Source organism: Streptomyces sp. NPDC059524 (assembly GCF_042749255.1).
Lineage (GTDB): Bacteria > Actinomycetota > Actinomycetes > Streptomycetales > Streptomycetaceae > Streptomyces > Streptomyces xanthii.
Window position 1 is genome coordinate 13441 of record NZ_JBHYTK010000013.1, and the last position, 13289, is coordinate 26729.

General features: G+C 71.9%; 15 protein-coding genes. 3 read left to right on the top strand and 12 right to left on the bottom strand.

From position 1 onward, the window contains the following. Positions 1-92: 92 nt before the first annotated feature. Complete coding sequence (locus tag ACFW9D_RS06060; protein WP_384618550.1) at positions 93-1280, bottom strand: YncE family protein; 1188 nt, start codon at positions 1278-1280, stop codon at positions 93-95. 378 nt (positions 1281-1658) lie between these two features. Here ACFW9D_RS06060 and ACFW9D_RS06065 point away from each other — a divergent pair, with 378 nt between their 5' ends. Beyond that, entirely contained in the window at positions 1659-2228 is a 570-nt protein-coding gene (locus ACFW9D_RS06065) for a TetR/AcrR family transcriptional regulator (RefSeq protein WP_384618409.1), read from the top strand. 23 nt (positions 2229-2251) lie between these two features. Here the strand turns inward: ACFW9D_RS06065 and ACFW9D_RS06070 are convergent, their stop codons facing one another. The 7 genes from ACFW9D_RS06070 to ACFW9D_RS06100 form a co-directional block, all read right to left on the bottom strand. Further along, on the bottom strand, positions 2252-3367 hold the full coding sequence (locus tag ACFW9D_RS06070; RefSeq protein ID WP_384618410.1) for a hypothetical protein: 1116 nt from the start codon (positions 3365-3367) through the stop codon (positions 2252-2254). A gap of 44 nt (positions 3368-3411) precedes the next feature. Then, positions 3412-4590, bottom strand: coding sequence for a 2-oxo acid dehydrogenase subunit E2 (locus ACFW9D_RS06075; RefSeq protein WP_384618413.1), 1179 nt, complete (start codon positions 4588-4590; stop codon positions 3412-3414). Then, positions 4587-5588 carry an alpha-ketoacid dehydrogenase subunit beta gene (locus ACFW9D_RS06080; RefSeq protein ID WP_384618416.1) on the bottom strand — a complete coding sequence of 334 codons (1002 nt, stop codon included), beginning with the start codon at positions 5586-5588 and terminating at the stop codon, positions 4587-4589. Before ACFW9D_RS06080 ends, ACFW9D_RS06075 begins: the two co-directional genes overlap by 4 nt. After that, positions 5585-6532: a thiamine pyrophosphate-dependent dehydrogenase E1 component subunit alpha gene (locus ACFW9D_RS06085; RefSeq protein ID WP_384618417.1), complete on the bottom strand. Its 948-nt coding sequence runs from the start codon at positions 6530-6532 to the stop codon at positions 5585-5587. Before ACFW9D_RS06085 ends, ACFW9D_RS06080 begins: the two co-directional genes overlap by 4 nt. Further along, a complete protein-coding gene (locus ACFW9D_RS06090; RefSeq protein WP_384618420.1) occupies positions 6529-6765 on the bottom strand; it encodes a hypothetical protein in 237 nt (78 codons plus the stop codon). The genes ACFW9D_RS06085 and ACFW9D_RS06090 overlap by 4 nt, the downstream gene beginning before the upstream one ends. A 71-nt stretch (positions 6766-6836) precedes the next feature. Beyond that, the gene (locus ACFW9D_RS06095; RefSeq protein ID WP_384618422.1) at positions 6837-7964 is read right to left on the bottom strand and encodes a thioester reductase domain-containing protein; all 1128 of its coding nucleotides are present in this window, start codon (positions 7962-7964) and stop codon (positions 6837-6839) included. Between the two features lie 26 nt (positions 7965-7990). Next, the gene (locus ACFW9D_RS06100; RefSeq protein ID WP_384618425.1) at positions 7991-8395 is read right to left on the bottom strand and encodes a YybH family protein; all 405 of its coding nucleotides are present in this window, start codon (positions 8393-8395) and stop codon (positions 7991-7993) included. A 125-nt stretch (positions 8396-8520) separates the two neighbouring features. On the opposite strand from ACFW9D_RS06100, the gene ACFW9D_RS06105 reads away from it, so the two are divergent. Further along, positions 8521-9615, top strand: coding sequence for a haloacid dehalogenase-like hydrolase (locus tag ACFW9D_RS06105; protein ID WP_384618428.1), 1095 nt, complete (start codon positions 8521-8523; stop codon positions 9613-9615). 68 nt (positions 9616-9683) lie between these two features. Here ACFW9D_RS06105 and ACFW9D_RS06110 read toward each other — a convergent pair whose 3' ends face one another. After that, positions 9684-10601 carry a zinc-binding dehydrogenase gene (locus ACFW9D_RS06110; protein WP_384618431.1) on the bottom strand — a complete coding sequence of 306 codons (918 nt, stop codon included), beginning with the start codon at positions 10599-10601 and terminating at the stop codon, positions 9684-9686. Positions 10602-10739: 138 nt separating this feature from the next. Here ACFW9D_RS06110 and ACFW9D_RS06115 point away from each other — a divergent pair, with 138 nt between their 5' ends. Next, positions 10740-11195: a winged helix-turn-helix transcriptional regulator gene (locus tag ACFW9D_RS06115; protein WP_384618433.1), complete on the top strand. Its 456-nt coding sequence runs from the start codon at positions 10740-10742 to the stop codon at positions 11193-11195. Between the two features lie 42 nt (positions 11196-11237). On the opposite strand, the gene ACFW9D_RS06120 is transcribed toward ACFW9D_RS06115, so the two are convergent. The 3 genes from ACFW9D_RS06120 to ACFW9D_RS06130 all read right to left on the bottom strand — a co-directional run. Further along, complete coding sequence (locus tag ACFW9D_RS06120; RefSeq protein WP_384618435.1) at positions 11238-12119, bottom strand: alpha/beta fold hydrolase; 882 nt, start codon at positions 12117-12119, stop codon at positions 11238-11240. A 106-nt stretch (positions 12120-12225) separates the two neighbouring features. Then, positions 12226-12795: a hypothetical protein gene (locus tag ACFW9D_RS06125; RefSeq protein ID WP_384618437.1), complete on the bottom strand. Its 570-nt coding sequence runs from the start codon at positions 12793-12795 to the stop codon at positions 12226-12228. A gap of 283 nt (positions 12796-13078) precedes the next feature. Beyond that, positions 13079-13289 (bottom strand): hypothetical protein (locus ACFW9D_RS06130; protein ID WP_384618439.1); only part of this gene is annotated, 211 nt, incomplete at its 5' end.

Consider the following 13289-nt stretch of genomic DNA (forward strand, 5'->3'; position numbering starts at 1 on the left):
TCCCTCACTAGACCCTCCCTTCGTGTGTGCTTGTGTTGTGTTGATCGCGCGCCGGGGCGCGTCCGCGCCCCCCCCCCCGTCTCCGAGCCGTGTCAGCCCGTGGGGCCGTTCCAGTCGGCGGGGATCCGGGCGGCGCGCACCCGCTGGGGGTGGTCACCGACCGTCACGGAGGCGACCTTCCGGCCGGTGGCGAAGTCGATGGCGGTGACCTGGTCGGCGCCGCTCTCGGAGACGACGCAGTCGCGGCCGTCGCCGCTGACCGTGGCCCAGTAGGGCTTGGACACGGGGACGAGCGGGCCTTCGCTCAGGGAGTCGCGGTCGACGACGGTGGCGTAGTCGTCCATCGTTCCGGCGACGCACAGCTTGCTGCCGTCGGGGTTCATCGACATGCCGTGGTGGCGTGAGTCGTTGACGAACGTCGTGCGGTCGTCGCTGGTGGCCGGGTTCTTCGGCAGGGTCTTGACCCGGGTGATCCGGTCGGTGGCGACGTCGTACTCCAGGAAGCCGTTGAAGTAGGAGACCTGGAAGTACAGCTTGGAGAAGTCGGGGCTGAACACGGCCGGGCGGACGGCGTCGGAGAGGTCCTTGCGGCCGAAGGCGTCCAGGCGGGCCCGCATGTCGATGGTCCGCACGACCTCGAAGGTGTTCGCGTCGACGACGGTGATGTGGCGGTCGCCCTTGGTCCAGTCCATGAGCGGGTCGTCGAGGGCGGTCTCGACGTTGCCGATGGACATGTTCCAGATGTACTTGCCGCCCTCGGTCCACACGTTCTCGTGGGGCTTGTCCCCGGCGGCGAACTTGCCCAGCTGCCGCCCCGTCTCGATGTCCAGGACGTACACGACCTTGCCGAGCGAGGCCGAGACGGCGACCTTGGTGCCGTCCGGGGAGACGGCCATGTGATCGGACCGGTACCCGGCGACCGCGAACCGCCAGTTGACCTTGCCCGTGGTCACGTCGATGGAGACGACGTCGCCGAAGCTGGGCCGCGAGGTTACCAGGGAGCGGCCGTCGGGGGTGGAGTACAGGTCGTCGACGAGCTGGTCGTGGCCCTCGCCCGCGGTCGCCCGGATCCCCAGGTAGACGGCGAGGTTGACCGGGTTGAGGTAGATCGCGGCGAGCCGCTTCGACTTGTCGGGGACGACGTTGATCCGGCCGATCCTGGAGTAGTCGCCGCCGGGCTCGATGACGTCGGCGGTGCCGTCCCAGTTGTTGCCGACGAACATGACGTCCCGCAGGGCGGGTGCGGTGTCGGCGGCGGCGGTGCCGGCCGAGGCGGGCATGACGACACCGGCGGCCAGGACGGCGGCCAGGGTGACGCCCCGCAGCCGGCGGCGCCGCCCGTCGTGGCTTCTGGACCGGGCGGCGGTGCTCGCGACGTTCATGCGTGCTTCTCCTCGAGGTGAGTGCGTGCAGCGGGCAGAACACGAAGGAGCTGGGGGAACGAGCTGTGGGTACCGGTGAACGACGCCGGACGGGGTCCGCGATGCACGTGCGGGTGAAGCACCTCACTCGGCGTGTTCGATGCCCGGGACCGTAGCACGCATCTCGTTCGTTCGAACGAACGAGAACAGGATTTTTTCTCCGGCCGGCTCGGTACGCTGTCGAGCGGGCGGCGGTCCGGCCGCGTCCGCCGCTGTACGAGCACCCAGGAGCACCCATTGAGCGCCGACGTCCGCACCCGCATCCTCACCGCGACGCTGGAGCTCATCGGCGAGCGCGGGATCGGCAGCCTGACCAACCGGATCGTGGCGAAGGCGGCGAACGTCTCGCTCGGGACGCTGACCTATCACTTCGCCTCGCAGGAGCAGCTGCTCGGCGAGGCCCTGCAGGCCTTCGTGGACGAGGAGCTCGAACGGCTCTCGGTGATCGCCGCGCAGCTGGAGGGCGCCACGCTGAGCGTGGACGAGGCGCTGGCCCACGCGCGCGACGCCATCGAGACCCGTCCGTCGCGCCACGCCCAGACCGCGCAGCTGGAGCTGTACCTGCACGCGACGCGCAACGACGGCCTGCGCGAGGCGGCGGCCCGCTGCTACGCCGCGTACGACCGCGTGGCGGCCGCCGCCCTCAAGGCCATCGGCGTCCCCGAGGCCGACCGGGTGGCGCCGCTGCTCACCGGACTCGTCGACGGACTCGAACTGCGCCGCCTGGCCACCGACGACCCGGGGATCGACTTCGCGGCGGCCCTGACCACGTTCGTGCGGGGCCTGGGCGCCTCGCCCAGGCCCTGAACGACCGCGGGACGGTCTAGGCCCTAGCGCAGCGGGGCCGGCCAGTCGGCCGGGGTGGGGCCGCAGTGCGAGAGGATCCAGTGTGCCCACCGGTCGAGGCCGAACGCCATGCAGGCGCTCTGGGCCGGACGGCCGTCGGCGGTCATGTCGAAGGCCCTTCCGATGTGGTCGAAGTGGAAGTTGGCCGAGCCGACCGCGAAGTCGTTGTCGTCGGCGTCGCGGGCCACGACCTCGTACTTGAGGTCGATGGCGTTCTGCAGTGCGATGCGGGCGTCACGGGTGTTGGTGAAGAAGGGGTCGGTGGCCTGGACGATGCGGCAGGGCAGGCCGATCTCCCGCATCAGGGTCATGCAGGCGTCGAGCTGCCGGTCGCGGAAGGCCAGCGTCTCGCTCCTGCCACCGATGAAGATGAGCTCCCGCATGCGGAAGGAGTGGAACCGGATGGGTTCGGGCGTCCAGACGAGCTCCCGCCGGCTGCAGTGCGCGAGGGCCGTGATGAGACGCCCGGTTCCGACGTCCTGCCCCGCGAACATCGGGTACACGTGGTAGCAGGCGGCCGGTGAGAGGCACAGCCCCTCGGGCCGCAGGACCTCGTCGGCCGCGTCCAGGGCGTCGGTGGCGCCGAGCCGGTCGACGGAGTCGAGGTCGGCCCGGACGTTGTAGCAGACCGTCAGGTGCTGCGGGAACGCGGCGACGTACCCGGCCCGCTGGAGCGACTGCCAGGGGATGAGGTGCGGCACGCTGAGCTCTTCCGCCCCCTGGTCCAGGCACGCCCGGAGGAAGAGCGCGTCGAGGCGGCGCAGCAGTTCGGCGACCGCGGCCCGGCCGGCCCACAGCCCCGGCCGCACCTCGATGAACTGGTCGGCTCCGCGGCCGTGTTCGGGGCGTCGGACGTCGAGCATGTCGAGGAGGACCTTGCCCTCGCCGACGCTGTCGACCGAGGCGCGTTCGTAGGCCTTGTCGAGCAGTGCCTCGATCCGGGTCCGTTCGTGCTCGTCGTCCGTGCGGAACTCCACGGTGGTGTGCTCGTTGTCGCTGCTCACCTGGTAGGTGCGGGGCGGCAGGCCGCACAGGGCGACCATGTCGGCGAAGTCCTTGCGCTCGTCGGTGCTCGCGAGGGCAGGACGGGTCCAGGTCATGGGCTGGTGGTTCTCCACTTCTCGTGCGGTGCGCGGGGGTCGGGTCACGGACGTGCGGCGGGCACGGCCGGTGTTTCGAGGAGGCGTTTGACGTCCCGCAGGAAGGCGACGGCGTCCCGGCCGTTCACCACCCGGTGGTCGTAACTGAGGCCGATCGTGGCGACCTTGCGAGTCCCGGGCCGCCCGTCCGCGGCGAGCACGACCTCGGACCGGGTCCCGGTCAGCGCGATCACACAGGTGTGGCCGGGGAAGACGACCGGGCCGGCGAGGGTGACGTCGGGGTCGTTGTGCAGGGACAGCACGATGTTCGCGCCGTCCAGGTCGGCGGCGGTGAAGGAGGTGCCGTCCAGCGCCTTGAGCTTGTACTCCGCCAGCTTCCGGGCCACTTGGAGGTGTGTGAGGTTCTCGGCGTCCGCGACGACCGGGACGAACAGCCCCTGCCCCAGGTCCAGGGTCACGCCGACATGGGCGGCCTGCGCGAGGACGGCCGTGTGGTCGTCCACACGCGAGGCGAACAGCAGCGGGTGGGCGGGACGCTGGGCCGCCACAGCCTTGACGAGCAGATCGGGAAGCCCGATGAACTGGCCGTGTTCCTTGGTCAGTTGCTGAGCCGTGGTCAGGGCCTCGTCGACGTGCGCGGTGACGGCGACGAAGGCCGCCGGGATCGTGCCGTGCGACCGGCTGACGACGGAGGCGACGGCCCGCTGGTTCTTGGTGAAGCGGTGCCTCGCCGTAGCGGACGCCGCCGGATCCTGGGGCTCCCCCGGCCCCTCGGGGGCGGCGGACACGGGAGCCAGCAGCTCGACGTCCTTGCGCTGGACCAGGGCCTTGCCGAGGGTGTGCAGGCGCTCTTCGGGGATGCCGAGTTCGAGAGCGCGGGCGCGGGCGGGTTCCGTGACGACCACGTCGTGGCCGACCGGCGCCGGTGCGGCCGTGACGACCCGAGGGGGCTCCACCTCTACGGGGAACGGCCCCTCGCTCGCTCCGGCACCCTGGCCGTTGATCCGGCCGATGACGTCACCCTGGCCGCATTCCGTGCCGGCCGGGACCGTGTGGTGGAGCACCCCGTCCCCCGGCGAGACGAGTTCGTGGGTGGCCTTGGAGGTCTCGATCTCGGCGATGGCCTCGCCCTCCCTGGCCACGTCCCCGCTGGGGACCAGCCATTCCACCAGCGTGTAGGAGAGATCGTTGTTGTTGATCTTCGGGACGACGACGTCGGTCACCGCGCCATCACCTCGATGACCGCCTGCCGGATGTCGGTGTCCTGCACGAGAACCTCGCGTTCGAGGTGAGGGGCCGCGGGAATGATCGCGTCGGCCGAGTGGACGAGGCGGACGGGTGCGTGCAGCCGTCCCCACAGTTCGGTGTGGATCCGCTGGGCGATGTCGCAGCCCCAGGTGCCTCCGGCGGTGCTCTCCTCGACGACGCAGACGCGGCCGGCGGCGCCGAGCGAGGGCAGCAGCGGCTCGAGGTCGAAGGGGTACAGCCGTGACGGGACCAGGACCTCGCAGACGATCTCCCGGGTGAGCATCAGCGAGCGGGCCGCGGCCAGGGCCCGTTCGGCGACGCCGCCCGGAGCGATCAGGACGCAGTCCGGGGTGCCTGCGCCCGCCACGGTGAAGCGGGCGCAGGGGTCGGGGCCGCCGAGCCGGGTGCGCAGGAAGATCGGGTCGTGGGCATACATCCGGCGGGTGTAGAGCGCTTTGTCCTCGAAGAGGACGGCCGGATGCCCGAGGCCCAGGACGCGTTCGAGCAGTGCCGTGTTGTCGTGGAAGGCCGACATCTCGAACAGGGACAGGCCGGGGACGCCGACGAAGTGCTTCTGCGGGCTGCCGCTGTGTGTCGGACCGTAGCCGCGGCCGCCGCCGACCGGGCAGCGGATCACCAGGTGCAGCGGCACCCGGCGCCCGTACATCGTCACGGACCTGCTCGCGAAGTTGACGATCTGGTCGAAGGCCAGGGCGATGAAGTCGCCGAACATCATCTCGACGACCGCCCGGTCGCCGGCGAGGGCGAGCCCCGCGCCGGCGCCCACGATCGCGCCCTCGCTGATCGGGGTGTTGCGGACCCGTCCGGGGTGCGCCCCGGACAGGCCCCGCGTCGCCTTGAAGGCCCCGCCGTACGGGTCTGCGATGTCCTCACCGAGCAGGTAGAGGCGCTCGTCGGAGTCGAGCATCGTGCGCAGACCCGCGTTGAGGTTCTCCACCACACGCGCGCTCACTCGTTCTCCTCCTCGTGCTTCTCCTGGTGCGACCACCGCGAACGGCCTCGGGAGACCACGTCGTCGACGGCCGCTGCCACGGTGGCCCGCAGGCGTTTGTCGGTGCGTACGAAGTGCTCGTCGCCGCTCGCCATCGCCGCGGCGTACCAGTCGAAGGCGGTCGCGGCGTCGAGGGCTTCGACGGTGCGGGTGTCGTCGCCCTTGCTGTGCGGGCCGACTCGCTGCGTCACGAACTCCACGACCAGCGGCGCGGGGGCGGTGCGCGCCGCGGCGACGGCGGGGGCGAGCAGGTCGCGGATCTCGCCGAGGTGCGTGCCGGTGACGCGTACGTGCGCGATCCCGAAGGCTGCCGCGCGGGCGGCGACCGAGCCCGCCATCTGCGCCTCGATCGGGGTGGACTGGGCGATGCCGTTGTTCTCGACCACGACCATCAGGGGCAGTCGCCACAGGGCCGCCAGGTTCAGTGCCTCGTACACGGCGCCCTCGCCCCAGGTCCCGTCGCCGATGTGGGCCACGGCGAGGGCGCCCGGTTCGGTGCGTGACAGGTGGAGGGCGACGCCGGTGGCCACGGGCAGGCTCTCGCCCTGCACGCCGGTGGACAGGTATCCGGGGCGCAGGATGTGCTGACTGCCGCCCACTCCGTTGCACACCGCGCCGTCCCGGCCCATGATCTCGGCCAGCAGGCCCTCCGTGTCACCGAAGCGGGCCAGGTAGTGGCCGTGGCCGCGATGGTTGGAGAAGACGAAGTCGCCCTCCCGCATGAGGGGTTGAAGGGCCACGGGGATGTACTCCTGGCCCAGGCAGGTGTGGGTGGTGCCGCTCACCTCACCTGCCGCGAACAGGTCCAGGAGGGACCGTTCGAAGTGACGGATCAGCAGGAGTCGCTCCAGGTCCGTCTCGCTCGCGCCCAGAAGGGGCGGGGCGGTGTGCTGCACACTGCTCACGGTGCGGCCTTGAGCGCCGCGGCGAACGCGCCGAGTTCCGGGCCGATCAGCATGAGTTCCCTCGGCAGCCGGCGAGCGAGATCGCTCTCCAGGGCGGTGAACAGTTCGACGTGGGCCAGCGAGTCCCAGGTCTCGGTGTCCTCCGGGCGCGTGTCCAGGCCCTTGACCGGAGGGGTGCCCATGACGCGGGCGAAGACGGCCTCGATCCGTTCGGAGACCTCGTGATGTTCCATGAATCCGTCCTGTGCTCGACATGCTTGATGGGGGGGAGGAGAGGGAGTGGGGGGGTGCGGGGTGGGCCGGTTCAGGCCGTGGGGACCGGGCGGCCCGCGTGCTCGGCCGCGGCCCAGAACCCGGCCCTCGCCAGGTGGCGCACGTACCGGACGAGGGTGGGGACGTCCACCGGAGGGTGGTGCAGCCCTCGCGCGGCCAGGGCCTCGTTGGTGCGGGGCGCGAGGAAGCGGGGGCTGCCGCCCAGGACGCGGCCGGCGATCACCGACAGCAGGCGTGACGCCGGGTCCGCGTCCGGCCTGTCGGCCCACTTCTCGAGCCGCGTCGTCCATGCGGGCAGCGGGAGCACGTCCACGCGCAGCCCAAAGTCGGCGAGCGCGATGGCGAGATCGGTCATCGGGGTCGGCCGCGGGTGGCAGATGTGGGTGACGGGCGCGCCGCTGTCGGGTCCTGCCGCCGCCAGGGCGACCAGTGCGTCGGCGGCGAAGTCCACGGGGGTGATGTTGACCGAGGTGTCCGGGAGCGCGCCCATGGCCACGGCGGTCCGTGCCAGGAGCCAGAAGTCGTCCCCGCGGGGCTGGCACGCCCCCGTGGCACGGTCGCCGACGATGCGGTCGAGCCGGTGGACGGCGGTGGGCAACTCCGCTGCCAGCACCATCAGTTCGGCGGTCCGTTTGGTCTGCCCGTAACCGGAAGCCGCCGCGAACCGGCCCTCGGGGGCGGTGTCCTCGGTGACGGATCCGGGGGCCGGTCCGAACACCTCCGACGTGGAGAGGAAGTGAACCGCGGCGCCTCGCGCGGCCGCGAGGCGCAGCACGGCCGCGGTCCCCGCCACGTTGGCGGCCTCCAGCATGCGCGCGGGCTTCACGAGATTGACCTCCGCGCCCGCGTGGACGACGGTGCCGACCCGCTCGGCCAGGCTCTGGAAGCCGTCCCGGCCGAGCCCCAGGTCGGGGGCGGTCAGATCGCCGGGCACCGGCACGATCCGCGTGCGGTCGAGATCCTCCAGCCCGTAGCCGGCCAGGGAGCCTCGCAGCCGGTCCAGGGCCGCGCTCTCCGTCGCCCCGCGGACCGGACAGTGCACCTGCGCGTCGGTCTTCAGCAGTAGCGCCCTGAGCAGGAACGATCCGACGAAGCCGGTGGCGCCGGTGAGCAGGACGCCCGAACCTCCGGCGCCAGGGCCGCGGTTCGTCTCGTGCACGCGACCGGCTCCCGCCGCCGCGGCACTCACCTCGTTCCGAACGGATTGTCGATCACGTAGCGCCAGCGGCCGTCGGCGCCTCGCTGCGCCACGTCGGTCGCGGTCCCGCCGAGGTCGACTGTCTCGCCGTCAGTGGCGACTCCGCACAGCTTCCAGTCGGCGACCAGGAGTGCGGTATCCCCCGCGACGTACGTGTGGCGGAGTCGGATGTCGATGGGCAGCCCGTAGCCGAGGAAGCGCCCGTTGGCAGCGAGCAGCCCCTCGCCGGTCACGGGATGCCCCGGGTCGGGCACCAGAACGGCGTCCTCCCGATAGAGCCGCGAAAGGCCCTGCGCGTCACCCGCGTTGAAGACGGCCATGAAAAGGGCGGGCAGTTCCGCCGCCTCGGAGGGCAGACCGGCGTCCACCGTGCACATGTCGATACTTGTCACGACGGCGAACACTAAGCGTGATCAATGCTGCACACAAAGTTATGGCGCGAGGGTGGCGGCGCGATGTTGACGCTTGCGTGACCGGTCCTTCTGTCAAGCGGAACGTGCGTTTATCGTTTCGCGGCGTGGACATTCATCCGATGCGCAAGAAGCTCGCCCCTCTCGGCGCCGCCATGGCCCTGACCGGTGTGGTGATCGCGGCGGGCGCCCTGTGGCCCGAGCCCCGAGAGACCACGGCGGGCCGTCAACAACAGGCGGTGGCAGCGGAGTTGGCGCACTGGCCGGCTCCCGTGGCGGAGAAGCTCGCGAAGGTCATCACCGCGCACGACCACGAGGGCGCCTACGCCGTCTTCGACGCGGACAACACCTCGTACCGCAACGACCTCGAGGAGTCCCTGCTGCCGTTCCTGGAGATGAAGGGCGTCCTCACCCGCGACACGATGGACCCGGCCCTGAAGATCATTCCTTTCAAGGACACGGCCACGCACAAGGAGACCCTGACCGAGTACTACGCGCGGCTGTGCGACATCGACGACCAGGTGTCCTATCCGTGGGCCGCGCAGATCTTCTCCGGCTTCACGCTGAGGCAACTCAAGGGCTATGTCGATGAGTTGCTGGCCTACGACGGGACGCTGCCCGGTGGTGCGAAGCCGCCGCAGGTCTCCACCGGTATGCAGGAGCTCTACCGTTCGCTGACGAAGCACGGCATCAGGGTGTACGTGGTGAGCGCCGCGAGCGAGGACCTCGTGCGCATGGTGCTCGCCGACCCCAAGTACGGCTATTCCGTGCGGCCCGAGAACGTGCTGGGTGTCTCCGCCCTCCTCAAGGACCGCACGACGGGTGACGTCACGAGCTCCCGCAAGGAGATCGCCGCCGGCCGCTTCGACCCCGCGAAGCTCGCCGACCGCGAACTGACGTCGACGCTGTGGGCTCCCGCCACCTGGTACGAGGGCAAGCCCGCCGCGATCTCCACGTACGTCGACCCCTGGCAGAAGCCGATCCTGGCCGCCGGTGACACCCCGAAGAGCGACGGCCCGATGCTCTTCCGGTCCACTGACGTCGAGCACGGCGGCGTACGGGTCTGGGTCAACCGCAAGGACGCGTACATGAAGGAGATCGACGGGATGAAGGCCGCGGGGGCGCAGCGGCAGAAGGAGTTGGGGCAGAAGGTGACGGCGGACAAGCGGTGGCTGACGGTGACACCCGATCAGATTCGCTGAGCGCGGCGGGCGTTGGGCAGCCCACGCGCCGGGTCACGTGCGCGCACCGCGGGTCGACCTGAGCGCCCTCAAGGGACGAGGACGATCCGGCCGCGGACTCCGCCCTCGGCCATGGCCCGGTACGCGGCGGCGGCTTCGTCGAGCGGGGTGACTGCGTGGACGCGCACCGGCAGTTCTCCCGTCGCGACCCGGGAGAACAGTCCGGCGAGCAGCGTGCCGTCGGGGCGGGCGAACACGACCTCGACGGTGACGCCGCGCTCCTCGGGGAGCCGCGCGGCCGGCTGCACGCCGATGAAGCGGCCCCCGTCGCGGACCGCCCGCAGTGCCTCCTCCTGGAGCGCTCCGGCGTCGGCCACGGCGTCCCAGCCCCGACCGGCTTCGGTGGCGAAGCCGGCGCCGAGGCTCCGGACGAACGGTTCGTCGGCGGCACGGGCCATCCCGGTCACCCGCCAGCCGCGGCCCTGCGCGAGGACAGCGACGTACGCGCCCACGGCACCGGCCGCGCCGGTCACGAGCAGGCGCCCGCCCTCGTCCGGCGCGTCGCCCAGCAGCTCGACGAGCTGCGCGGCCGCGGTGGCGTTGAGCGGAACCGTCGCCGCCTCGACCAGGTCCGTGCGGTCGGGGACGACGGCGACGTTCGCGGCGGGGGCCAGGAGGTGCTCGGCGTGGGATCCGTGGTCGCGGTCGAACCCGTCGACGAACCCGGCGACCCGGGTGCCCGTCTCCAGTCCGACGCCGGGCCCCACGGCTTCCACCGTTCCGGCGAAGTCCCAGCCCAGACCGGTGTGTTCGGACTGGTGGACCATGCCGAGCCGGTGGAAGACGCCTCCGGCCACCCCCAGATCGACCGGGTTGACCGCCGCTGCGGCGATCTTGACGCGGATCTCCCCGGGACCCGGTTCGCCGATGGGGACCTCGACGGTCTCGATCGACGCGGGGCCGGACGGAACGCGTACCACGGCTCGCCGCGACATCGTCTGATTCATCGTCAACTGCTCTTTCGTGAAGGGCTCGTGGGGTGGTCTTGCCATCCCTTGGGCGCAGCACCACCATGAAGGAACCCGCTCTCCAGCGGGAAGTAGGCACCTTGAAGTGCCTAAGTCACCGAGCGGAGGAGACGAGCCATGCCGACCAGTACCGCGTCCCAGCGGAGGGCCGCGGCCAAGGCGGAGTACGACGCGTTCCTCGCGGCCTGCCCGAGCCGTCAGCTCCTGGAGCGCATCTCCGACAAGTGGGTCGCCCTCGTGCTCGCCGCGCTGGGCGGGGACGGTCCGCTGCCGGGCGCCGCCGACGGCGGCGCGCCCAGGCCGCTGCGCTTCTCCGAGCTGTCACGCCGGATCTCGGGCGTGAGCCAGAAGATGCTGACGCAGACGCTGCGTTCGCTCGAGCGCGACGGGATGGTGACCAGGACCGTGACGCCCACGGTGCCCGTCACGGTCACGTACGAGCTGACCGGTCTGGGGCGGTCTCTCCAGGGAGTCATGCGGGGCATCAAGGCATGGGCGGAGGGGCACATGGACGAGGTTCTCCAGCACCGCGACGGCTACGACCAGGAGAAGAAGCGCGACGCCGCCGGCTGACGGGCACGGGCGTCCCCGGATCTCCCCGGACTCCCCCGCCCCTCAGCCGGTGTGGGCCACCAGGGCGTCGACGAGCCGGGGCCAGAGTTCCCGGGGGCGGTCGTGGCCCATGTCCGGGACCAGGAGGAGTTCGGCGCCGGGGACGAGCTCCGCGGTGCGCCGGCCGCCGCTGGGGTCGATGAGGGTGTCGTCCAGTCCGTGGATCACCAGGGTCGGCGTCCGCAGACCGCGCAGCGCGTCCGCGCGGGAACCGCTGAGGATCATCGCGCCGAGCTGGCGTCCGATGCCCTCGGGGTAGTGGGCGCGGTCGTAGCTCGCGGCGGCCAGTTCGCGGAGGGCCGCCGGGTCGCCGTAGCGCCGGGAGGCCCACACCAGCTCACGTTCCGACGCGGCGACGTACGCCTCGCGGTCCGCGGGTTTCGGGGTGAACAGGACCGCCTGGGCCTCGGGGCCGGGTCGGCCGTACTCGCTCTCGCCGGTCGAGGACATCATCGACGTCAGGGTCAGCACCCGCTCGGGGGCGGTGAGGGCCATCGTCTGGGCGATCATTCCGCCCATCGAGGCGCCGACCACGTGAGCGCGTCCGATGCCGAGCGCGGTGAGCAGGCCGAGGCCGTCCTCGGCCATGTCGGACAGCCGGTAGGGGATCATCGCGAGCGCGGCGGGCAGGTCTCCCGAGCCCACGGCGGCGATGAACGCGCCCATGTCGACGGGGTGGTCCGCGAACTTGGTGGACAGACCGCAGTCGCGGTTGTCGTACCGGATCACGTAGCGGCCGCGCCCGGCCAGCTCCCGGCAGAAGTCCTCGTGCCAGGCGAGCAGCTGCGCCCCGAAGCCCATCACGAGCAGGACCGGTGGGTCGCCGGGGTCACCGAAGGTCTCGTAGGCGAGGGACACCTCGGGGGACACGTCGACGATCGGCATGGGCGCACCCTTTCACGGCAGCCCCTGCGGCGCACCTCGATTTCCCCCGCGAGACAGCGTCTGACCTGCGTCTATGCGCCGGCCCTCCGCGAAGCGCGGGCGCCCGTCAGCCCGCCGTGCGGCGCCACCGCGCGTCGGCCTGCACCCATTCCGCGTCCCAGCCGGCCAGCCGCCGCCGCTCCACGAGCAGGCGCACACCCTTCGTGCCGGCCCCGACGACGACGGCCGTGCCGCCCGCGGCGAGCAGCCCGGCCATGGCTCCGCCGAACAGGGATTCGGCCGGGTTCACCGGCGGTGCCAGCCGGTCGCCCTCCCGGTCCGTCCACACGGTGACGTGCGCCCCCGCCGCGGTCCCGGCGGCGACCTTCGCGGTGCCGGTGTGCTCGATGCCGTCGGGGGCGGTCCAGCGCACGGTGGCGCGGGTGCCGCCGCCGCCCGGCTGCATGATCTGCGGACGCGGGGCCTCCTTCACCACGACGGCGGAGAGCTCCAGACGCTCCGCCCGCTGCCTGCTGAGCGACGCCTCCGTCGCCGTACCCGCCAGCACCCCGGCCAGGGCGCCGCCGAGCACGGCGAGGATCCAGGCCACGAGGACGACCCAGCCCTCGAACACATCACAGTCACGCGTGAGGGGGCCACGCCCCCACCACCTCAGCCGCCGGCGTACGTCACCCATGGGCCGACACCTCTTCACCCGGATCGAGGCCCTGTCCTCATTGTCGCGTGGGTCGCGCCGCGGCTCCAGGTGTCACCCGGGAACGGCCGGCTTCCGCACCCTCGTCAGGAGAACCCGGCGGGCGCCGGTGCGCACCTCGTGCGGCGCGACTGGGTAGCGTGGCAGCCGTGAATCGTCGGCGCGGGTGCATCAGGCGGGGAGTCCCCCGTGTGCTCGCGCTGTGTGCCGTTCTGGCCGGGCTGTTCCTGATGCACGGTTTCCCGGCGAACGCGGCCGGGGGCTGTCACGGCGAGGCGACGCCGCTGACCGCGTCGGCCCCGGCGCCGATGTCGATGTCGGGGCCCGCAGCGGGGCCGGAGACGGCAGCGGCGCACGCGGCCGGGCATGCCCCCGTGATTGCGGGCACCGCGCGCGACGTGCGGTCCGCGCAGGCCGGCCCCGCCGTGTCGCGGTCCGGGGGGGAGAGCAGCCGGGGCACGCCCGCCCCCGCCCCC